Here is a 21,932-nt window from a genome sequence, read left to right on the forward strand (position 1 = left end):
CGTATAAGCGCGCCCTCCCTCGAAAAAATCTCGGGCGGGATTACCGGGTCCCAGGCCGTCCTGACGACCTTACAGCATTGTGCGTGATGCTCGACTATCATTTGCCCATCGACACTCATGGAGACAACGATGCGCAAACCAAGGGACTTTGATGCGAACCTAAAGGCACTCGAGGACAAGGCGCGAGGCCTGAAGACCCGCAAGGTGCGGCAGCTCGGCGGACTCGTTATCGCCACAGGAGCTGACTCACTAAGCGCCGATGAACTGGCCGACGCGCTGATGTGCTAGCCGAGACAAAGTAAGCCGGAAACAGGGACGCATGGGCCGGGCGCGGGGCCGCGCTCTTTCAAAGCCGGGCGCGAGGAAATGCGCCAGCAACTGATCGCAACATGTATGGCGCTTCTACGCCACCGAGCGGCGTGCAACCGCCATCAGGCCGCAAGAGCGCGACATGACATGCGCACATGGCAGATTGAGCGCCGCAAGCGCACACGGCATCTCATCGAACTGGGCGGACTCGTCGTCAAAGCCGGAGTGGTGGACCTGACGGGCGATGATCGCGCCACTCTCTACGGTGCGTTGCTCTGGATCGCTGACCGGCTCCAAAGCGATCAAGGCAAAGAGGAGCGTGAGCTATGGGCCGCCAAGGGGGAAAAAGCGTTAGAGGCGGGCTCCGCAGCTCAAAAGCGGACATATCGAGCTGCTTCAGCAGTTCGTCGTTGATGTGCAACTATGACTACAGCGCAGGTGACGCAGAACGTATTCGACACTCCTTCGGTATACTTCCTGTTGCCTCCGCGAGGAGCTCGCCTGATCGGCGTCTACGATGGCCAGGTCATGGCGGCTGAGTCGCGTGTGCTTCTTAAACGAAATTGATCATGCCAAATAGCCGTTCGATCGTACCTCGAACGCCAACCGGGGGGGCGATGCGGGCGGCTGCTACGGGCTCTCAGACGAGGTCGAAATCATTGGAGACAACTCATCAAGAAGCGATGGATGTCAGCAATTGAGCCAGATACGGCTGGCATCAAATGGACAGCCAAGAAGGGGCCGCTTCTTGCTTGTGGGGGCGCCACCGATATCCGATGTTCATGAATGTCATATGTCGGGTCGAATTCGACCGATCGCCTATCGCCGCACGCCAACGCGGCTGACGCCGCCGTTCAGATTGGTCGGGCGAACCGTGCTTGCCCGTACAGCTGCGCGCGCGACGGGGCGAGGCCTCAGCACGACGTCGGCTCTTGCGACGCAGCTCGGCGGATAGTTGACGTACTGGCAGTAGACAACGGCTTCGGCCGGCGCCGATTCAACCATGACCGCAGTCAAGCCCCAGCAGGGCGCTGGCCGCGAGTCCCATCAATGTCACGTGCTTCATGGCGTTTCGTCCTCTCGCTGATGAGCTGTTTTACTTGTTCAAGCGGCTGCTCAGCTGAGCGTTTGACAGGCGTGATCAGCCAGCCGGCCCTCGGTGTTAACGCGCCATCTTGACCAAGTCGCATCCTCTCGTCCTTGAATATGACGGCGACGGCATCAATGACGCGTATGTCGGGATTGGTCTTGCAATGAACGATAATGTCGTGCTCGAGTCTCTTGGCTTCGTCAGGGTTCGGAAGGTGCTTTCGCGTCAGTCCGTTGTACCACCCGCTATACCAGGCAACCAGAAGATCGGCGTCTTCTTGAAACGTGCCGGCCAGTTGTCTGCATGTGAGCTTTTGGACGTCGAGGTAGCGGTTGGCGTCACTGTAGGTACTTTGCGGAACCTGTGCGGCTGCCTGGACTGACGCGAGGGACAGCACCGCGACGATTGAAAGCAGGCTATTGCGCATTGGGGACTCCTGTCTCGACTGCTGTAGCAGCACCTGGAAGCCTCGAAGAGATGGGTCGGCGATGCGCGACCGTTGATCTAAATCAAGATCATGAGTTGGCGGCCGTCGACACATCCGGTGAAAGCCGCGGGGCGTGCGCTCGGCATCTCCGTAGCCGCTCGCTTGCTTGTTTCGCCCCGCCGTGCGGTCCAGCGTCACGAGGTGTTTGAATGAGCTTGACGTCCGACCAACGCGCGGGATGGACGCGATTCTTTCCAGTCTGCGGCTGGTTGGCAGCCTATCGTCGCGAATGGCTCCCCTCGGACGCGGTGGCCGGAATAACGTTGGCAGCTTATGCGATCCCCGTATCGCTGGCTTACGCGACGCTCGCCGGCCTGCCGCCGCAGGTCGGCATCTACGGCTATATGCTCGGCGGCGTCGGCTATGCCTCGCTTGGTTCCTCGCGGCAGCTCGCGATCGGTCCAACGTCGGCGATTTCGCTTATGATTGCCTCCACCGTCGGTGCGCTCGCGGGTGGGGATGCAGTGCGATACGCGCAGATCGCCAGCCTTGCGGCGTGCGCGGTCGCGGTCTTGTGCTTTGCCTGCTGGCTGTTCAAGCTCAGTGTTCTCGTCCGCCTGGTCAGCGACAGCATTCTGGTCGGCTTCAAGGCCGGCGCGGGGCTCACCATCATCATGAGCCAGTTGCCGAGCGTGTTCGGGGTTGCTGGCGGTGGGCACAATTTCTTTGATCGCGGTATCAGGCTCGCCGGTCAGCTGGGCGACGTCAATCTCCTCGTCATGGCGATCGGCGCTGGGGCGCTCGCGCTGTTGTTGCTTGGTGAGCGGCTTCTGCCAGGTAAGCCGGTCGGGATCACGATCGTGGCGTTGTCGATCCTGGTTGCGACATTGCTTGGGCTGCCGGCTGCCGGCGTGCCGGTCACAGGGAGGATTCCCGAGGGATTGCCGTCGCTGCGACCGCCGACATTCGGTCTGGTGGAGTTCGACGATCTATTCCCGCTCGCCGCCGGATGTGTGCTGTTGGCTTATATCGAGGGTGTCTCCGCGGCCCGCAGCTTCGCTGCCAAGCACGACTATGGCTTGGACGTGCGGCAGGAGTTTCTGGGACTGGGAGCCGCGAACCTGGCTGCCGCCTTCGGCCATGGCTATCCCGTTGCCGGCGGCCTGTCGCAATCCGCGGTCAATGACAACGCGGGCGCCCGCACGCCCTTGGCTCTCGTGATCTGCTCGGTCGCGCTTGCCCTGTGCCTGCTGTTCTTCACGAGCTTGCTTACCAACCTGCCCAAGGCGGTGCTGGCGGCAATCGTGTTTGCCGCGGTTTACCGGCTGGTCGACGTCCGTACTCTGCTGCGAATGTGGAAGGTCAGCCGCATCGACTTCCTGGCTGCAACGATCGCTCTTGTGGCCGTGCTGCTGCTCGGAATTCTGCAAGGCGTTCTGCTGGCCTCGATTGCGTCCATCTTCCTGCTGCTGGCACGCGCCTCGCGCCCCAATGTGGCATTCCTCGGCCGTCTGCCCGGCAGCGGCCGCTATTCCGATAGCGCCAGGCATCAGGATGTCGAGCCGCTGCCCGGCGTCATCGCCTTTCGCCCCGAAGCCTCGCTGCTCTACATCAATGCCGACTCGGTTCTGGAGGCGGTGTTCAGCGTGCTGTCCAGGTCGCACGATGTCAGGCTGGTCGCCTGCGACCTCTCGGCGGCACCCTATATCGACATGGCCGGCGCGCGCATGTTGCGCGATCTTTACGACGACCTCGCGTCCCGTCACGTTGTACTATGCGTCGTCGGTGCACATGCACAGGTCCGCGATCTGCTGCGGGCCGAAGGCTTGGCGGAGAAGACCGATAGCGCGAAGTGGATGCAATCGCTCGACCGGGTGCTTGGCGACGCGCCGGCGAAGTAGTTCTGCTCGTTATGAGATTCGATCCGGACGCTGTCCCGCCAATTGCGGTCCATTGCGGCTTCGTCTATTCAATTGGGCCGCGGTCTGATGGTCGGCATTTTGGAAGAGCGCCCGCAAGGGGGCAGCCACGTCATCCCGTCGGTATCAGTATCTTTCGGCAACGAAGTTCATGCCGCGCAGGGTGACCTGGTCGTTGTAGTGCCCCCTGTCGGAGCGCGGCGGAAGCTCGACCTTGTCCTTCTTGACGCGCTGGTAGGGGATTGCTTCCAGCAGGTGCGCGATGCAGTTCAGACGGGCCCGGCGCTTGTCGTCGGAGCGAACGATGTACCATGGCGCGTGCTTGGTGCTGGTCTTCTTCAGCATCAGGTCGCGCGCTCGCGAATAGTCGTACCAGCGTCGATAGGATTCCAAGTCCATCGGGCTCAGCTTCCACTGACGGAGGGGATCGTCGATGCGTGCCTTGAAGCGCCGTTCCTGCTCGTCCATCCCGACCTCGAGCCAGAACTTGATCAGGACGATGCCGCCGTCGATGATGTACTTCTCCATCAATGGACAGAGCGTGAGGAAGCGCTCGTGCTCGGCGGGTGCACAAAAGCCCATCACATATTCAACGCCGGCGCGGTTGTACCAGCTCCGGTCGAAGATGACGATCTCACCGCCAGCGGGAAACCGCTCCATGTAGCGCTGAAAGAAAAGCTGCGTCTTTTCGCGATCGGACGGCGCCGGAAGCGCGACGACGCGAAACACTCGCGGGCTGACCTTTTCCGTGATCGCCTTGATCGTCCCGCCCTTGCCAGCGGCGTCCCGGCCTTCGAAGAGGATGATGATCCGAAGGTTGTTCGCCTTGACGAAGTCCTGGAGATGGCACAACTCGACCTGCAGCCCTTCAAGGTGCTTCTCATAGTTCTTGCGCTTCATGTGCCCCGCGGGTTCGGTCTTTGCCATGTGGCCCTCTTCACGATTTCCCCTCCGACACCGTGCTCCCAGCCTGTCTCCGTCAGGTTGATCGCGCGGCCTCCTGCTCGAGCAGGCCGGAGATTGGCTCTAGCCAATCAAGCCTCCATTTTCCTTTGCTTGATCTGGATCAAGATTGGGACGCAAACGCCGAAGCTAGCTCGGTCATACTCCAAACGGGAGCGCGGTCGTGCGGACACTTCGCCAGCTTCTCACCGGGGAGGAAATGATCCAGCTGGTGATCCGGCTCGGATTGCTCGCCTTGTTGATCGTGTGGACGTTCGTATTGATCCGTCCGTTCGTGCCGATCCTCGCCTGGGCGCTCGTTCTCGCGGTTGCGCTGCACCCCGTATTCATCTGGCTGGCCAAGCTATTGGGCGGCAGTCCGGGGCTTGCCGCGATCATTCTCACGTCGATCAACATTGCCATCATCGTCGGCCCCGCAACCTGGCTTGGCCTGGAGGCGGTCGACGGGGTGAGGGAGTTTGCCGGCGAGCTGGGTTCAGGAAACTTCGCCATCCCATCGCCACCGGAACGGATCAAGGATTGGTGGCTCGTAGGGCCTCAGCTCCACGAATTGTGGAGCCAGGCATCCAATAACATCCGGGCCGTCTTGCGCGAGATCGGCCCGCATCTGAAGCCTGTGGCGCGGACGATGCTTGGGCTTGCGGGTGGCGCCGGTGTCGGAACGCTCAAATTCATCTTGGCGGTGCTCGTCGCGGGGGTTCTCTTTCCCTACGGTTCTCAATTGGTTGGGGCGGGGCGGCGGTTTCTCTCCCATATTGTCCCTGAGCAGAGCGAACATTTTCTGGATCTTGCTGGCGCGACGATCCGCGCTGTGTCCCAAGGTGTGATCGGCGTCGCCGTGCTACAGGCCTTGTTGGCTGGCATCGGCTTCAAGATGGCCGGGATTCCAAGTGCCGGGCTGCTGGCGTTTGCCGTCATGCTTCTCAGCATCGTGCAGATCGGCGCCGCAGTCGTTCTTCTTCCCGTGATCATCTGGATCTGGATGGACAAGGATGTCACGACCGCGCTGCTGTTGACGGTGTTTTTCGTCGTCGTCGGCCTGCTCGACAATGTTTTGAAGCCGCTCGTGATGGGACGGGGCCTGACGACGCCCACGCTGGTCATTTTCCTCGGCGTGATCGGCGGCACCCTCGCGCACGGAATTGTCGGCCTCTTCATCGGACCGATCATTCTGGCCGTGTCCTGGGAACTATTGGTGGCCTGGGTTCGTGACGATCGCGCCCAGGGCGGAGCCGCCGACAATCGTAGAACGTTGACCTAGATCAACGTTGCGCATCGCGGGACTTCTCGAATGTGCTTGTGCGCCGATGAGGTGAGAACATGCCAAGCAAGACTGTAGACGTACCGGGCGGTCCCATGTCCGGGCTTGTCGCCTCGGCTGTGGAATACATGATCGATGCGGGACAGCGGAGCGTGCTGTTCCTGGACGTGATGCGACGGCGCGGTGACGGCTACCGCGAGCACATCGCCAAGACCGCACCGCATGTTCTGCAATATGCCGCCGAGTTGATCGTCGACGGCCGCAAGCTCGATGAGCCGGTCAACTACGCGCTGGTCCGCATCATTCCGCCCAAAGGCGTCGTGATCGACCTCGCACGGCGGCCATTCATCGTGGTGGATCCGCGCGCTGGCCATGGTCCGGGTATCGGCGGCTTCAAGGCGGACAGCGAAATCGGCGTCGCGATGAAGGCAGGGCACCCCTGCTATTTCATCGGCTTTCTGCCGGACCCCATGCCCGGACAAACCATCGAGCGCGTCGCACGTGCCGAGGCGCTCTTCATCGAGAGGGTCATCAGCCGGCATCCGGAAGCCGACGGGAAGCCTTGCGTGATCGGCAACTGTCAGGCCGGCTGGGCCGTGATGATCCTGGCGGCGCTCCGGCCGGAACTGTTCGGGCCGCTGATCATCGCGGGCGCGCCGCTGTCCTACTGGGCTGGCGTGCATGGCAGATATCCGATGCGTTATTCGGGCGGCCTGTTGGGTGGTAGCTGGCTGACGGCGCTGACCAGCGATCTCGGCGGCGGCAAGTTCGACGGCGCTTGGCTGGTGCAGAATTTCGAGAACCAGAACCCGTCCAATACTCTTTGGACCAAGCAATACAACGTCTATTCCAAGGTCGACACCGAAGCCGAGCGTTACCTCGAATTCGAGCGCTGGTGGGGTGGGCACGTCAACCTGAACGCCGAGGAAATCCAGTTCATCGTCGATGAGCTTTTCATCGGCAACAATCTCGCGGCCGGCAAGATCGAGATGTCGAACGGCGAGAAGGTGGACTTGCGCAACATCGGCTCGCCGATTGTGGTGTTCTGCTCCGAGGGCGATAACGTTACACCGCCGCAGCAGGCATTGGACTGGATCCTCGATTGCTATGCCGACGTCGATGATATTCGGGCCTACGGTCAGACGATCGTCTATACGGTCCATCAGAGCGTCGGCCATCTCGGCATTTTCGTGTCGGGCGGCGTTGCCAAGAAGGAACACGCGGAATTCTCCAGCAATATCGACCTGATCGACGTGCTCCCGCCGGGGCTCTATGAGGCGACGTTCGACGCCAAGGGAGAGGAGACTGCAAACTCCGAGCTCGTCGTCGGCCAATGGGTGATGCGCTGCGAGGCCCGAACGCTCGACGATATCAGGGCCATGGGCGGTAACTCGCCGGAGGACGAGCGCCGCTTCGCCGCCGCCAAGCGCGTCTCCGAGCTCAATCTCGCCGCCTACCAGAAGTTCGTTCAGCCGTGGATCAGGACGATTGTGACGCCCCAGATGGCGGAGACGATGCGCAAGCTGCATCCGCTGCGACTGCAATATGAAGCATTGAGCAGCCACAATCCCTGGATGACCGCAGTCAAGTCGGCCGCGGACGAGATCGAACAGAACCGCAAGCCGGTCTCGAAGGACAATCCGTTCCTGTCGTTCCAAGAACAGATGTCCAAGCAGATCGTCCATATGCTGGATAGCTGGCGCGACTCATCGGAGGCGCTGAGCGAGGCCATTTTCCTCAACGTGTACGGCTCACCGGCACTGCAGGCGGTGCTTGGAATCGACCCGCAGTCAGAACCGTCACGCCGGCGGGAGATGGCTGCCGAGCACCGTGCCGTTCTGGAGAAGCGGATCGCCGAGCTCAAATCCAAGATCGGCGAGGGCGGCCTTCGCGAGGCGGCCATTCGCAGCCTGCTGTACATCGGTTCGGCACGTGGAATGGTCGATGAACGAAGCATCGAGGCGCTGCGGCAGGTGCGTCGCGACTATGGTGCTCAACGATTGACGCTGCCAGAGTTCAAGAGCCTGGTGCGGGAGCAGTTCTTCATGCTGCTTCTCGATGAAGAGGGGGCATTGGCTGCCATCCCGAAGCTGCTGCCTGATGATGGTGACCAGAAGCGGAGCGCATTCGCGGCGATACGGGCGGTGCTGTCCGCGAGCGGCGACATCACCGGCGCGCGCGCCAGCCGCCTGAAGCGCGTCGCGGATTTGTTCGGCGTCGACGTCACACAAGAGCCCGAGAAGTCGAACGTTGCCCCTTTCGATCCGAAGGCGAAAGCGTCGTAACGCCGGTTGCAAGGAATGGGAGTGGCAGGATGTCGGCCGAGACAAGGCAACAGCAGGCGACCAGCAAGTATGACCGTTTGATTGCGGCGGCCAAGGCCGTGCCGGCGGTCCCAACTATCGTCGTGCATCCGTGTGACGAAACATCGTTGCGTGGCACGATTGAAAGCGCGGAAGCCGGCATCATCCGGCCGATCCTGGTTGGACCGGCAAGGAAGATCAGGGAAGTCGCAAGCAAGCACGGCCTGGACATCTCCGGCTTCGAGATCGTCGATGCCGCGCACAGCGAGGAGGCCGCTACCAGAGGTGTCGAGCTCATTCACGCCGCCAGAGGCGAGATGCTGATGAAGGGCAGCCTTCATACCGACGAACTGATGCGCGCCGTCACCGCAAAGGTCGGTGGCCTTCGCACCGAACGACGCATCAGCCATGTGTTCGTCATGGACGTGCCAGCCTACGATGAGACGCTGCTGGTGACGGACGCGGCCATCAACATCTTTCCTGATCTCGACGCCAAGCGCGATATCATCCAGAACGCCATCGATCTCTACAACCAGGCCGGCTTCGGCAAAACGCCTCGGGTGGCGATCCTGTCGGCGGTCGAAACCGTGACGACAAAGATTCCGTCGACGATCGAGGCGGCGGCGCTCTGCAAGATGGCCGACCGCGGTCAGATCACCGGCGGGCTGCTCGACGGCCCGCTGGCGTTCGACAACGCCATCGACGCCGAAGCGGCGCGGATCAAGGGAATCAAGTCCGAGGTCGCGGGCCGCGCACAGATCCTGGTCGTTCCGGACCTCGAGGCCGGGAATATGCTGGCGAAGAACCTTGCCTATTTCGCCAAGGCAGATGGCGCCGGCATCGTGCTGGGTGCCCGGGTGCCGGTCGTGCTGACGTCGCGCGCCGACACGCCGCGCGCGCGCATGGCGTCCTGCGCGGTGGCAGCGCTCTACGCCAACGCCCGGCGTCAACACGCGCCAACAATCGCCGCGTGATCGTCATGGACACCATCCTCGTCATCAACGCAGGCTCCTCCAGCGTCAAGTTCCAAGTCTTCTCGATCGAGGGGGAAGGCCGGCTGCGGCGCCGGATCAAGGGGCAGATCGACGGCATCGGGAGCCGGCCGCGATTGCGGGCCAGCGGCGTGAACGGCGATTCGATGGCCGACCGTGCCTATCCGATCGAGGCCGTCCCGGATGTTGCCGCGGCAATGGCGATCGCCGGTGATTGGCTGCGCCACGAGCTTCGCATCGATCCCATTGCGGTCGGCCATCGTGTCGTGCACGGCGGCCCGGACTATGGCAAGCCCGTGCTGATCGATCACGGCGTTGTTGCGCGCCTGGAGCGGTTCATTCCGCTGGCGCCGCTGCATCAGCCGCACAATCTGTCACCCATTCGATCGATCCTCGCAGCCTTTCCGGCGCTGCCGCAGGTCGCCTGCTTCGATACCGCATTCCATCGGACGCATAGCGCGGTTGCCGACCATTACGCGATTCCGCATCAGCTTCACGCGGAGGGAGTGCGGCGCTACGGATTCCACGGATTGTCCTACGAATACATCGCGAAATCGCTGCCGCAGATCGCGCCCGATATCGCGCAAGGCCGGGTGATCGTCGCTCATCTCGGCAGCGGGGCATCCATGTGTGCGATGAAATCCGGTCAGAGCGTCGAGAGCACGATGGGATTTACCGCGCTGGACGGGCTTCCGATGGGCACGCGCCCCGGCCAGCTCGATCCAGGCGTGGTGCTGTATCTGATGTCCGAGGAGGGAATGTCGGCGTCGAAAGTGCAGGATTTCCTCTATCGCGAATGTGGGCTGAAGGGCCTGTCCGGTGTCAGCAACGACATGCGCGAGCTCGAGGCCAGCGCAGACGGAAAAGCCGCTTTGGCGATCGACTATTTTGTCCATCGGATTTGCCTCAATGTCGGCATGCTCGCCGCCGCATTGCAGGGTCTCGATGCGTTCGTCTTCACGGCCGGGATCGGCGAGAACTCCGCAAGGATCCGCGCGCGGGTATCCGAGCGACTCGAATGGCTCGGCATCGCACTCGATGCCGCCGAGAACACCCGTCATTCGCGGCTGATATCGCGCTCCGGCACCCTCGTTCCTGTCTACGTCGTTCCGACCGACGAAGAACTGATGGTTGCCCAGCACACACTGTCGCTGCTGATGAACCGGCCATCGACCAACCCAAGACAAGAGAGGGTGCCATGATTCCCGTATTTCCGGATTCCAAGGTTGCCTTGAAGGGGAAGAAAGGCCTCATCGTCGGCATCGCCAACGACCAGTCGATCGCGTGGGGGTGCGCGAGAGCGTTTCGCGCGCTCGGAGCCGATCTGGCGGTCACCTACCTGAACGATCGTGCCAGGAAGCATGTCGAACCGCTCGCCCAGGCGCTGGAAGCGCCGATCTTCATGCCGTTGGACGTCATGGCGGAGGGGCAGACGGAGGCGGTGTTCGAGCGCATCTCGAAGGAATGGGGCCAGCTCGACTTCATGCTGCACTCGATCGCGTTCTCGCCGAAGGAAGCCCTGCACGGACGCGTGGTCGACGTCGGCCGTGACGGCTTTCTCAAGACCATGGACGTCTCCTGCTGGTCGTTCCTGCGGATGGCGCACCTCGCCGAACCGCTGATGAAGAATGGCGGCACCATGTTCACCATGACCTACTACGGCAGCCAGATGGTCGTGGAGAATTACAACATCATGGGTGTGGCGAAGGCAGCGCTGGAAGCAGCCGTCCGCTACGCCGCGGCAGAACTGGGCCCGAAGGGCATACGCGTGCATGCGATCTCGCCTGGCCCGCTCGCCACGCGCGCGGCGTCAGGCATTCCTGAATTCGACGAGCTCATGGACAAGGCGCGATCAACCGCGCCTGCACGCAGACTCGTCAGCATCGAGGATGTCGGCAACGCAACGGCGTTCCTGGCTCTCGACGGCGCCAAGCTCATCACCGGTGGCGTCCTGTATATCGATGGCGGCTATCACATCATCGACTGAGCGCGCAGGCCCAGCAGCGCTCGGGGAGTTGCGCGCCTTCGTGCCACGCATGTTGCTGCGGGTCGTCGGCTCACGTCTGCAAACTCAGACATCGAACCTATGAATCCCGATATCTCGTTTTCACGAAGGTGATGACTGGGCGGCGGGGCGTGACGTTGAGTGCCGCTTCACATCGCTGCCGCAGTGTCAGGCGTGCGACGGTGACTGACGGCTCAGAGCGGGCATCTTCCGCACTCAGCGATAGTGCAGGGCGATCAGCTCGGCCACACAGGCGGGCTTTTTGCTGCCCTCGATCTCGATCACCAGGTGATAGTTGACGCGCAGGCCGTCCGGCGGCACGTCCTCGGCTTCCGCGACGGTGATCCGGCCGCGCAGCCTGGAGCCGGCGGGCACCGGGGCCAGATATCGTATCCGATCTGCGCCGTAGTTCAGGGTGTTCCGCAGGCCCTTCAGACCCATCACCGACCGGATGAAAAGCGGTGCGAGCGAGAGTGAAAGCAGGCCGTGCGCGATGGTCTTTCCGCCGGGCGCTTCCTTTGCGGCACGCTCCTGGTCGACGTGAATCCACTGCTCGTCGCAGGTCGCTTGCGCAAACTGGTTGATGCGGTCCTGCGAAACTTCGACCCAGTCGCTGACGCCGATTTCGGTCCCAACGGCGGCTTTGAGCTCGCTGAAATCGCCAAATATCCGCATGGTCGCATCCTCGTCAGATCTTCATTTCCGGAACGCTGTCGGGAACGACGAGCTCGGCTTCGGTCACCGCCATGACCTCGCCGACACTGACGCCTGGCGCAGTCTCGAGCAAGGTGGCCTTGCCTTCGGGGAAGCCGATGACAGCCATGTCGGTTACGACCAGGCTGACCGGCCGCACCGAGGTCAGGGGAAGATTGCATCGGTTGACAATCTTCGACTTGCCCTTGGCCGCGTGCTGCATGGCGACGATGACGCTCCTGGCGCCGCTGACGAGGTCCATGGCGCCGCCCATCCCCGGCACCATCTTGCCCGGGATCGTCCAGTTGGCGAGGAGTCCTAGCGCATCGACCTGGAGGCCGCCAAGCACGGTCACATCGACATGACCGCCGCGGATCAGTCCGAACGACATCGCACTGTCGAACGTGCTGGCGCCGGGCAGCGCGCTGATTGGACGGCCCCCGGCATCCGTCAGCAGAGGATGCGCCAACCCCTGCTCGGGGATCGGCCCGGTGCCGATCAATCCGTTCTCGGACTGAAAGAAAACGTTCAGGCCCGTCGGGACGTAGTTGGCCACCAGCGTCGGAATGCCGATTCCGAGATTCACGAGGTCGCCGGCATGAAGCTCCTGCGCGACGCGACGGGCGATGATCTCCGGTGCTTCCATGACTCACCCGTTTGGAGTCGTGACGAGATAGTCGACGAGCGGCGCCGGCGTCACGACGTGGTCGGGCGCAATCACGCCAACCGGCACGATATGCTCCGCCGTCACGATCACGGTGTCCGCTGCCATCGCCATCACCGGATTGAAGTTGCGAGCGGTCAACGCATAGGAGAGGTTGCCAAGATAGTCAGCGAGAAAAGCGTGAACCAACGCGAACTGCGCCCGAATCGCGGTCTCCAGCAGGAAGGGTTTTCCTTCGACCTCGATCTGGCGCTTGCCTTCCGCGACCAACGTGCCAACGCCGGTCGGCGTGAGCACACCTCCCAGGCCGCAGCCGCCGGCGCGAATGCGCTCGACGAAGGTACCTTGCGGAATCAGATCGACCGAAACCTGCTTGGCCAGCATCTGCTGCTGCACTTTGGGATTGAGCCCGATGTGAGTCGCGGTGAGCCGCGAGACGAGGGCGGCGTCGAACAGCTTGCCGATGCCTTTGCCCGGCGTCGCCGCGTCGTTGCAGATCAGCGTCAGCCCATTCTTGCTCTGCCGGACGATCTCATCGAGCAGACGCTCCGGTGTACCGACACCCATGAAGCCTCCGATCATGACGCTCGCGCCAGTCGGGATCATCGCAACGGCTTCTTCGACGGAAACGGCCCTCATGGTTGGAACTCCTGCCGGCGGTGATCGAGCGAAGGACCACAGGCGATGAACGTTGGCCAGTGACGACCGCGGTCCGTTGATCTGCATCAAGGCTTTCCATCAATCGCGATCGGTGATGCCGACACCTTCGAGCGCTTCGGCCCACAACTTGCGAACCTCGACATGGCGCCGCTCCAGGGCCGCGCTGACGGCCTCGCGAAACGGCAGAAGGTCCGGGCTTTTCAGGAACAGGATTTGCGCTTGAAGAGCCCGGCTACTCTCGAACTCGGTACGCCGCAAGGCCATCACGAAGGGATCGCTGGCGTTGGCCTCGACTGGCAGCAGGGCCGCCGGCCTGATGCCGGCATGAACGGCATGCGCGAACGTCGCAAGGCTGACGGCCTGCGCCAGGCGAGAATCTGAAATCCCCTCGATCGGTTGCGGAAGCCACGACGTCTCCCAGGCCATCGTCAACAGGACCAACGCGACATCAGGCACCCACGAGGTCGCACGCAGCAGCAGCGAAACGACCTCGGCCTCGTGATGGAGCTGCGCGTTCAACTCGGTTTGCCAGCCGGACTCGAATCGCGCGGGCAGTATGGCCGCGAACTGGCGCGCCAATGCCCCGTGCGCGGAGGTGAGAAAGGCGGCGGCACGCGTCTGCTGGCGCGGCGGTACGCGGCCTTCGGCGTCGAGTGGCCCAAAAAACGCGCTCATCGGACCGGACCCTGCACGGGGATCGCGCGCAGATGGTCGTAACCGGCCGGAAACGGAATAAGCTCGCCGCCGGCGTCGTCTGGTGCGATCAATACCGCCTTGTTGCCGAGCCAGCGACCGGCCATCACATCCTGCGCAAATCGCGCGAGCAGGTCCGCCGTCAATGCTGGCTTTTCCAGCGTGAAAGCATGATAGGCCCTTGGAATGATCACGAGCGCGCTGTCGGGTATCTCGACGCGCAGGGTTTCATGCAGCGCGCGGGGAGTCAGAAAGTCGAACTCGCCGTTCAGGATCATGGTTGGCACACCGATCGTCGACAATTGCGGTGTCAGTGGCTGGAAGTCGAGGAAAGACTCCATCAGGTTCTGCAAGGCATACACGTCGTTGACCCGCCATCCCTGACGTTTCACCTGATCGAGCTTGTCCAGGACGGACTCGAGCCATTGATCGGAGACGTTCATTGGCAAAAGCAGATCCTGGAGGTAGCTAGTGCCGCCGAGGATCAGCCCGGTGCGGAGCGCGTTGCCGAGCAGGAAGAGTTGCGGGGGCAGCTCGGCAAAGCAACTCATCGGGACGAGGCCCGCGAGCCGCCGGCCATGCAAGATGGCGTAGCGCAGTGCAATCAGGCCGCCGAAGCTGATGCCGCTGAGGAAAACGGGACCATCGCCGAGTTCGCCGATCAGGAGATGAAGTGCGGCGACCTGGTCGTCCTGGCCGATGAAGAGGGCCGGCTTGTCGGACTCGCCTTGGCCGAGCAGGTCGAAGGTTGCAACGCGAAATTGGCGCGCGACGAGGGCGTCGCGATAGGCCGTCCAGAGCTCAGCATATTGCGTAAGGCCGTTGACAAGCACGTAGGCCGGACCGTCCGCCGGGCCATCGAGCTCATAGCGTATGCGATATGAGCCGTGCCTGAGAAAGGGCATCGTGGACATCCCAAGGAAGAAACGATCGGTACTATTCGTCGCTCGAGGCGCAAACCCTTGAGTTAGATCAACGGTTGATCGCGTCGGGCGTACCTAGCTGCCGACAAAATGATCAGGAGGATTTCGCCATGCGCGGGTCAAAGGTGGTTAAGAATTGCTTTGTCAGCCTCCTTGTATTGCTGGTCGGCACCGTGCTCGCAGCCGCGGAGCCCCTTACGCGCCGCTCGTCGCAGATGCAGCATGACGAGCTCAAGAAGACGGTCGAGATCGCGAACTTCCGGCTCGGCGGCAAGTATGATCTTGCCGATCCCTCGAAATGGGAGAACGGCGGCGAGGGCGGCGTCACGCTGGAATCGCTCGGCGCCGGGAAGCTGCATAGCGCCTACATTGCGATCGGAACGCCACAGCGCAACGCGGCGGGTGAAATCACCAATGCCGTGATCATCAATTCCTATTACTCCGGCGATTCCACCGACATGTACGAGCAGTGGGTCAAGGGCGCTCCCCTGTCAGGTGGCGTACCGATCGTCGGCCCGGGCCGCCCGATCGACACCAATCGCTACTACGTCGTCATGGTCGACCCGCTCGGCACCTGGGGCGCCAGCAAGCCGTCCGAAGGACTCGGGATCAAATTTCCGCAATACAGCTACTACGACATGGTGCAGGTCAATTACCGCATGTTACGCGACGGGCTGAAGATCGCCCACGCGGCGCTGATCACGGGCGTGTCGATGGGCGGTACGCAGACCTATGTCTGGGGCGTCATGCATCCCGACTTCATGGGCGGGCTGATGCCGATCGGCGGCACCACGCAGTCGGACGGCGACGATCCGGTCGGCAACTGGACGTTCCAGATGATGACGGCGGCGATCGAGAGCGATCCCGTATGGCAGGCAACCAAGGGCGATTACTACAAGCTGCCCAAGGAGAAACATCCCGTGCCCGGCGTTGCGTTCGGCTGGTCGATCCTGGGCATGACGGGCTACGACTTCGCCTTTCGCACGACGCAGAATTGGAAGGCGGTCCAGCCGGAGATCTTCTATTGGGATCCGCCGAACGAGAACGCGGGGCTGAACGTCACCAACCGCGCGAAGCTTTATGACGCCGTCGACCTCGTCTGGCGCAACAGGGTCGGCGAGACCCATAACATCAATCCCTATCTGGGTCGTATCCGGGCGCGCACGCTTGTGATGCACATCACCAACGATCTCTGGCTGAACTTCAAGCTGGCCCAGCAGGCCGTCGATCGCGTGCCCGGTGCCGAGCTGATCGCGCAGGAGAGCCCGGTCGCGCATTACGGTGTGTTCCCCATCATCAACCAGCGCAAGAATGATCCGAAGTTCGTCGCATTCATGGACGACGTGGCGAGCCTCGATCGCGCGCAGAAGTACGTCGACAAGAATTACCGCGTGCCGGGCGTAGCCGCGAACATCGATCCCGCCAAGTCGTTTTGGAAGAACTACGTGACCTATCCCTATCCGGTCAAATACGCGGATACGAAGGACAAGCGGGGCACGACCTGGCAGATCGGCTACATGGACGAGTACGCCGGCACCGAGAAGGATCCCAAGGTGCTGGTCGTCATCCACGGAAAGGGCGCCTTCGGTGGGCACTACGGCAATGTCATGCAATACGCGCTGCGCAGCGGGCTCCGCGTGATCGTACCGGATCTGCCACATTACGGCATGTCCGGGCCAGGCAATCTCGACAAGAGCCCGGCCCGGACCATGCAGGACATGCGCGAGACGGTGCATGACCTCGTCGTCAACCAGCTCGGCGTCAAGAAGGCCTACTACCTCGGCCATTCGCTCGGTGGCCAGATCGTGATGGGCTATGCGCTGACCTGGCCGGAGGCCGTGCAGGGCCTTGCGCTGGAAGCACCCTCGGGTCTCGAAGAGTACCCGCGCGATATCACCATCGCCAAGGACAAGAAGGCGCGCCTGTTCGATCAGGATTTCGACCACGATTTCGACAAGTGGAAGGAGACCTGGGGCCCTACCGGCATCCTCGCCGCGGAGATCGGGCGCTCGGAGCAAAGCGTTCGCGACTTCTTTTATTTCAAGAAGCGCGACCCGGAGACCAACACGTTTTCGGCTGCGAAGAGCGGCTATTTCTACAACGACAGCGAATATGCGCGCTTCCACACCGAGCAGCGTGTCGGCCTGATCAAGGGCAATCCCAAGGAGCTCGAGCAATGGGCAAATGTCTTCATCTATGACATCTATTCGATCGGGTCCGAACTGCAGCAGGACGATCCGAAAAACCTCTACCAGCGGCTGACCCAGATCAAGGCGCCGATCTTCCTCTCCTTCGGTGACAGGGAGCCGTTCATCCCGACGCCGGCCTTCAACGGGCTGGCGGACCTTGCGCGTGATGTCATCACGCCGTTCATGTCGCGCATGACCAATGCCGGCAACCGGCCGATTCTGAAGATATACCCAGAGACCGGGCACTTCATTCACACGGACAATCCGGTGGAATTCCCGGTCGATGTGGTGGACTTCGTGACCAAGGGAACCGTCGACACCTCGTCTCCGCTCGGCACTGACCGCATGATCAAAGGCTCGGTGGTCTCGGCCTTGCCGGTCGCGCCGACGCCGCCCGGCGCCGCGCCCACGGCCGGCCTGAACAAATAGGAGCAGGACATGGCGACGGTGCAGGCGGGCGATGTCCAGCTGGGCTGGCGGGAGTGGGGGCAGGGCGATGTTACCGTCGTCTTCATCCACGGCAATCTCGCGAGCAAGGACTGGATCGAGCTCGCCGCGCCGTTGTTTCCGTCGGGCCTACGGGTGATCGGCATCGATTGGCGTGGTTGTGGCGAGAGCGATCGCCCGACGCCAGCCGCCGATTATTCGAACTACTCCATGCAGCAGCATGCCATGGACATGCTGGCAGCGCTCGACCGGCTGGAAATCAACTTCTGCCACCTCGCCACCCATTCGACCGGCGGCATCATTGCCGCGCGCATGTTGTTGATGCAGCCGCAGCGCTTTGGACGGGTGTTCGCGCTCGACCCGGTCACGCCGCTTGGCATCGCCTTCAATGCGGATCAGATCGGCCTGTTCCGCTCGATGATGGCGAGCAAGCAACTGACGCGCACGGTGATGGCAACCGCCGCGTCCTCGCTGTTTGTGCCGGAGAGCCTGGCGCCCGGCGTGATCCCGCGATTCCGCGACGGGCTCGGCGAGAGTCAGCGGCTGTTCGACCGGATCATCGAGCAGACCTTTGGCGTCTCCGAAGGTGTCTGGATCGGGACGCCGGTCAATCTCACCCGCGAAAAGGAAAGCCGGGAGCTGGAACGCCGGATGCCGGAGATCCGGCACCCGCATCTTGTACTGTGGGGCGAATGCGACGGATGGATTCCGCCGGCCGACCTGCGAGCCATGGCGGCAGCGATGCCGGACTGCCGGCTTGTCGTTGTGCCCGGTATCGGGCATTCCATGAACCTCGAATTGCCGGCGCTCTATGCGGGCTATTTCGGCGGCTGGTTCGGAGGGCTCGCCAAATAGGTGTCTTGACCGTCCACGGCCTCACAATATCTGATCGGCTCAGGCGTCAGGATCGTGAACATCATGGTCCGCGCTCGGTCGCGCACACGCTGGAGGCTCTGAATTGGCGCTGGCTTATAAGATGATCATCGGTGCTGCGGAAACCGATCTCGTCGATTTTGCCGACGTCAACAATACGACCCCCGGTATGGCGATATCACGCTGTGGCAGCCGACAGGGCCGATGACCGCAATGAACGGCATCGTGATGTTCGGCTGGTCGACTGCGGTCCTCAAGGTGCTACCCCTGATCCATCTCGCTGGCCTCGGCGCGCGCCCCCGAGCCTAGTTCTGCAGATCAAGGCCAGCGAGCTGCTGCCGGTCGAGCAGCAGGATCTGGCGCTGCGTGTTGCCTTGGAACCCGAGGATGCCGAGTTCATGGAGCCGCGACAACGCGCGAGAGACGGTTTCCAAGGTAAGGCCGAGGTAATCGGCGATATCGCGGCGCGACATTGGCAGGGCCATGACACCGGCAGCTGTCAGCCGCTTGTCCATCTCGAGCAGGAATGCCGCGACCCGCTCCAGCGAGGTTTTCCGTCCTAGCAGAAGCATGTGATCCTCTGCATGTTGCAGGTTGCTTGTGGTCATGCTCAGCAGGTTGCGAGCGACCATCGTATCGCTTTCGGCAACCCCTTCGAGGCTTTGGCGTTTGATGAGGCGCACCGTGGTCGTCACGATGGCTTCCGTCGTGAACCGGTGCTGGCTCCCGTTCTCGAGCCCAAAGATATCTCCCGCGAGATGGAACGCGCCAATCTGACGGCGTCCATCGGCGAGCAGCTTATAGCTTCGCACTGCACCAGACTTGACCTGATAGACATATTCGGCGGGTTCCTTTTCGCCGTAGATCTCGCTGCCCTTCTTGTAGGTAAATGTATTCAAACTGACGACTGGATTCGAACCGCTTGTAAGCCCTAGTCCGTCGAGTGAATTGGGACAGGGCGTCGGGTTGGTGTTGGTACGGACAAACATGGGCCAACTCCTGAACTCATCCGATTCAGCTATTAAACCGATCATGATTCAAGTTGGGGGAATTCGGCGCGCCAACCTTCCTCCCCCGGGGATTTACGACCCTTGAAGCGATTTTCGCCATTGTCCCAAGGTGCATTGTACCAAAGGACAGTGTGGGGTAGCATAGTATACTGGAGGCAAAACTTCATCTCGCGCAAGTCAACCGAGGTGGATCGTGCAAAGGCATCTTCCAATGCCGGATCCATGCCAAGCCAGAATTCTTTGCTGAGTGCCACACGTTGACGAACGGACGGGAGCTAGATCCGGGCTGAGGTTTGCCAGCGAGTTTCCATGGGGGAAAATTGCCTAGCCTCATTCACGTAGTAGATGACGATGCATCGTTTCGGACCGCGATCGAGCGGCGGCTGAAACTTGCCGGCTACGAAGTGGCGACCTATGCATCGGCTCAACAACTTTTGGCCCGGCTGCCTGACGCTGGCGGTACGGCCTGTATTTTGCTCGACGTGCGGATTCCGGGCCTGAGCGGGTTGGAATTACAGAGTCAGTTGATCAATCTTGGCCTCACCGTTCCGATCGTGTTCCTTACCGGGCACGTCGACACGGCGACGACGGTGCGGGCCATCAAGGCCGGGGCCGAGGATTTTCTGACCAAGCCGGTGTCATCCGAACAGCTCATCGACGCGATCGAGCGCGCGTTGACCCGTCATGAGGCCGCTCGCGGTCAGCGCGGCAGGCTCGATTCGCTACGTACCCTGCTGGGGGGCCTGACACCACGCGAGCGGCAGGTCTTCGACCTGATCGTTCGCGGCAAGATCAACAAGCAGATCGCTTATGAACTCGGAACGACCGAGCGTACCGTTAAGGCGCATCGCCATCAGGTCATGGAAAAGATGCAAGTGTACTCGCTTGCCGAACTGGTCTCGATCGCAGAGCGACTTGGCGTGCTCGGTTCGACCGACGAAGCGAACGCCTAGTACGGCGTCTGACCAGCCAGATCGACTGGACCGACAAGCCAGATTTCATTCGTCGATGTCCTGCTCGAGGATCTGTGCTGGCGCGCCCTTATGAACAGAGGCGAACTGCGTCAGCGGCAGCGAGGTTGTCAGTGACAGCAGATTGGAATCGACCAATTCCAGAACGAGCACGCGCCCCGATTCCATGTCCTTGACGATCTTGGGATCCGCGACGTCGGCGGCAATGCACGCGTTGCTGAGGCACCAAGTGTAAGGTAGTTTATAGGAATTGCCATGATCGACGGTCAGCTTTGCGGGATGCTGCAAATACATGCCGACAGGCACAAACAATTGCAGTCGCGCCTTGCGGTCCCCATCGCGCTCGATCAGATCCAGACGCACAGCGATCTGACCGGTGGTAAAAGTTCCGGTGATCGAGGTCCTGCACAATGTCGGAGCTCCACCTGCCTTGAAGCACAGCTTGCGCCAGCTTCCGTAGGTAACGTCCTTCACCTCGCGTTGGCCGCGGATTGCGCCTTCGGCCGGCTCGGCCGTGGGCGGCTTGTTGCCCGCCGAGGCGTTCGGCACGGGCGCTGTCGTGAACATGACCGCTGCGATCAGGAAACTCGACAGACAGTGGCGCGCGTTGATCATGGTCGTGCCTCCAGACGCAAGTGACCTCGTCTATTTCTGGGTGTCGAGAAATTTTGCCACGAGCGGGGACCAAATCGGGATCGTGTCCGGCGAACCGATGAAGAAGTGCCCCTCGTTGCCGAACGGCGGCATCAGATGATATTCGGCGTGGCCGCCGCCGGCGGTGAAGGCGTCGTGCATGCGCTTCGACAAGGCTGGACCGAAGAACGTGTCGTTCTCGATATAGATCCAGAGCATCGGCACCCGCGAGGTGCGTCCGAACTCCGCAGCCGCTTCGACCAGCTTGTCGGGCGCGCAATTGTTGTTCGGCTTCCCGTCGACACGACCGCCGCGGCCGGCGGCAAAAGTGATGATCCCCTTGACCTGCGGCGGGTTGAGGCTCGATAGCGCGATGGCCGCCCAGCCGCCAGCGGATTGCCCGACGACGACGACCTGATCAGGCACGATGCGCTTCTCGGCCGTCATGTAGTCGATGATCCAGAGGTCGGCTTGGGCCACCGCCATGCCAGCATCGCGGAAATTCGGGTTGCTGCACTTGCCGATCTTGGAGAAAAACGGACCGTATAGCGCACGCTCGGGAATGTCGATCGCCGCTGCGCCATATCCGGAGCCGACCGGCGCCACCACGAGATGGCCGCGGCTGGCGAACCATTTGGCCGCATCACGAAACTCCACCAGGGGAAAGAAGCTGCGCTCGGTCGGATTGAGCGACACGCCGTGATTCATGATCACAAGCGGAAATGGACCGTCCCCGACGGGGCGCACCACGTAGGCGAACGTCGGCAGCGGCAGCGGCAGCGCCCAGATCTCTTCCTGGATGCGGCGCGATCCGTCTTGATCGCCGGGATAAGCGGGCGTGACGCTGGGAATAAGGAGGAGCAACGCCGTCCATATCGACTTGCAGGTGGACCATGGCCGCATCTCG

20 protein-coding genes and 1 pseudogene are annotated in these 21,932 nt (G+C 61.9%); 11 read left to right on the top strand and 10 right to left on the bottom strand.

Going from position 1 to position 21,932, the window contains the following annotated elements:
- The first annotated feature begins 129 nt into the window (after positions 1–129).
- Both ACQR1H_RS23855 and ACQR1H_RS23860 read left to right on the top strand, forming a co-directional pair.
- A pseudogene (locus ACQR1H_RS23855) lies at positions 130–455 on the top strand (conjugal transfer protein TraD).
- 1 nt (position 456) lies between these two features.
- On the top strand, positions 457–723 hold the full coding sequence (locus tag ACQR1H_RS23860) for a conjugal transfer protein TraD (RefSeq protein WP_434908270.1): 267 nt from the start codon (positions 457–459) through the stop codon (positions 721–723).
- A 599-nt stretch (positions 724–1,322) separates the two neighbouring features.
- Here the strand turns inward: ACQR1H_RS23860 and ACQR1H_RS23865 are convergent.
- A complete protein-coding gene (locus ACQR1H_RS23865; RefSeq protein ID WP_434908271.1) occupies positions 1,323–1,826 on the bottom strand; it encodes an HdeA/HdeB family chaperone in 504 nt (167 codons plus the stop codon).
- 209 nt (positions 1,827–2,035) lie between these two features.
- Between ACQR1H_RS23865 and ACQR1H_RS23870 the strand changes: the two genes are divergently transcribed.
- A complete protein-coding gene (locus ACQR1H_RS23870; protein WP_434883702.1) occupies positions 2,036–3,727 on the top strand; it encodes a SulP family inorganic anion transporter in 1,692 nt (563 codons plus the stop codon).
- A 144-nt stretch (positions 3,728–3,871) separates the two neighbouring features.
- Here ACQR1H_RS23870 and ppk2 read toward each other — a convergent pair whose 3' ends face one another.
- A complete protein-coding gene (gene ppk2, locus ACQR1H_RS23875) occupies positions 3,872–4,672 on the bottom strand; it encodes a polyphosphate kinase 2 (protein ID WP_434908272.1) in 801 nt (266 codons plus the stop codon).
- A 199-nt stretch (positions 4,673–4,871) separates the two neighbouring features.
- Here ppk2 and ACQR1H_RS23880 point away from each other — a divergent pair, with 199 nt between their 5' ends.
- Genes ACQR1H_RS23880 through fabI form a run of 5 tightly spaced genes read left to right on the top strand, consistent with a single transcriptional unit; the run spans position 4,872 to position 11,251 of the window.
- Positions 4,872–5,969: an AI-2E family transporter gene (locus tag ACQR1H_RS23880; RefSeq protein WP_434908273.1), complete on the top strand. Its 1,098-nt coding sequence runs from the start codon at positions 4,872–4,874 to the stop codon at positions 5,967–5,969.
- Between the two features lie 59 nt (positions 5,970–6,028).
- Entirely contained in the window at positions 6,029–8,254 is a 2,226-nt protein-coding gene (locus ACQR1H_RS23885) for a DUF3141 domain-containing protein (protein ID WP_434908274.1), read from the top strand.
- A 29-nt stretch (positions 8,255–8,283) separates the two neighbouring features.
- A complete protein-coding gene (locus ACQR1H_RS23890; RefSeq protein WP_434846467.1) occupies positions 8,284–9,246 on the top strand; it encodes a phosphate acetyltransferase in 963 nt (320 codons plus the stop codon).
- Between the two features lie 5 nt (positions 9,247–9,251).
- Entirely contained in the window at positions 9,252–10,466 is a 1,215-nt protein-coding gene (locus ACQR1H_RS23895; protein ID WP_434908346.1) for an acetate/propionate family kinase, read from the top strand.
- Positions 10,463–11,251: an enoyl-ACP reductase FabI gene (fabI, locus tag ACQR1H_RS23900; RefSeq protein ID WP_434883698.1), complete on the top strand. Its 789-nt coding sequence runs from the start codon at positions 10,463–10,465 to the stop codon at positions 11,249–11,251. Before ACQR1H_RS23895 ends, fabI begins: the two co-directional genes overlap by 4 nt.
- 234 nt (positions 11,252–11,485) lie before the next feature.
- Here the strand turns inward: fabI and ACQR1H_RS23905 are convergent, their stop codons facing one another.
- From ACQR1H_RS23905 to ACQR1H_RS23925, 5 genes are all read right to left on the bottom strand, one after another.
- Positions 11,486–11,944, bottom strand: a complete 459-nt coding sequence (locus ACQR1H_RS23905; protein ID WP_434846464.1) for a MaoC family dehydratase — start codon at positions 11,942–11,944, stop codon at positions 11,486–11,488.
- Positions 11,945–11,957: 13 nt separating this feature from the next.
- A complete protein-coding gene (locus ACQR1H_RS23910; RefSeq protein WP_434908275.1) occupies positions 11,958–12,608 on the bottom strand; it encodes a 3-oxoacid CoA-transferase subunit B in 651 nt (216 codons plus the stop codon).
- A 3-nt stretch (positions 12,609–12,611) separates the two neighbouring features.
- Complete coding sequence (locus ACQR1H_RS23915) at positions 12,612–13,265, bottom strand: CoA transferase subunit A (protein WP_434908347.1); 654 nt, start codon at positions 13,263–13,265, stop codon at positions 12,612–12,614.
- Between the two features lie 99 nt (positions 13,266–13,364).
- The gene (locus ACQR1H_RS23920) at positions 13,365–13,961 is read right to left on the bottom strand and encodes a hypothetical protein (RefSeq protein ID WP_434908276.1); all 597 of its coding nucleotides are present in this window, start codon (positions 13,959–13,961) and stop codon (positions 13,365–13,367) included.
- Positions 13,958–14,884, bottom strand: coding sequence for an alpha/beta fold hydrolase (locus tag ACQR1H_RS23925; RefSeq protein ID WP_434908277.1), 927 nt, complete (start codon positions 14,882–14,884; stop codon positions 13,958–13,960). The genes ACQR1H_RS23920 and ACQR1H_RS23925 overlap by 4 nt, the downstream gene beginning before the upstream one ends.
- A 128-nt stretch (positions 14,885–15,012) precedes the next feature.
- On the opposite strand from ACQR1H_RS23925, the gene ACQR1H_RS23930 reads away from it, so the two are divergent.
- Positions 15,013–17,520, top strand: coding sequence for an alpha/beta hydrolase (locus ACQR1H_RS23930; protein ID WP_434908278.1), 2,508 nt, complete (start codon positions 15,013–15,015; stop codon positions 17,518–17,520).
- A gap of 9 nt (positions 17,521–17,529) precedes the next feature.
- Complete coding sequence (locus ACQR1H_RS23935; protein ID WP_434908279.1) at positions 17,530–18,393, top strand: alpha/beta fold hydrolase; 864 nt, start codon at positions 17,530–17,532, stop codon at positions 18,391–18,393.
- Between the two features lie 323 nt (positions 18,394–18,716).
- Here ACQR1H_RS23935 and ACQR1H_RS23940 read toward each other — a convergent pair whose 3' ends face one another.
- Positions 18,717–19,400 carry a helix-turn-helix domain-containing protein gene (locus ACQR1H_RS23940; protein ID WP_434883691.1) on the bottom strand — a complete coding sequence of 228 codons (684 nt, stop codon included), beginning with the start codon at positions 19,398–19,400 and terminating at the stop codon, positions 18,717–18,719.
- Between the two features lie 341 nt (positions 19,401–19,741).
- On the opposite strand from ACQR1H_RS23940, the gene ACQR1H_RS23945 reads away from it, so the two are divergent.
- Positions 19,742–20,374, top strand: a complete 633-nt coding sequence (locus ACQR1H_RS23945; RefSeq protein WP_434883690.1) for a response regulator transcription factor — start codon at positions 19,742–19,744, stop codon at positions 20,372–20,374.
- Positions 20,375–20,419: 45 nt separating this feature from the next.
- Here the strand turns inward: ACQR1H_RS23945 and ACQR1H_RS23950 are convergent, their stop codons facing one another.
- The gene (locus ACQR1H_RS23950) at positions 20,420–21,007 is read right to left on the bottom strand and encodes an invasion associated locus B family protein (protein WP_434846456.1); all 588 of its coding nucleotides are present in this window, start codon (positions 21,005–21,007) and stop codon (positions 20,420–20,422) included.
- A gap of 30 nt (positions 21,008–21,037) precedes the next feature.
- Positions 21,038–21,928, bottom strand: coding sequence for a dienelactone hydrolase family protein (locus ACQR1H_RS23955; protein ID WP_434846455.1), 891 nt, complete (start codon positions 21,926–21,928; stop codon positions 21,038–21,040).
- Positions 21,929–21,932 lie beyond the last annotated feature (4 nt).

The sequence above is a fragment of the Bradyrhizobium sp. HKCCYLRH2015 genome (assembly GCF_051168215.1).
Taxonomy (GTDB): Bacteria; Pseudomonadota; Alphaproteobacteria; order Rhizobiales; family Xanthobacteraceae; genus Bradyrhizobium.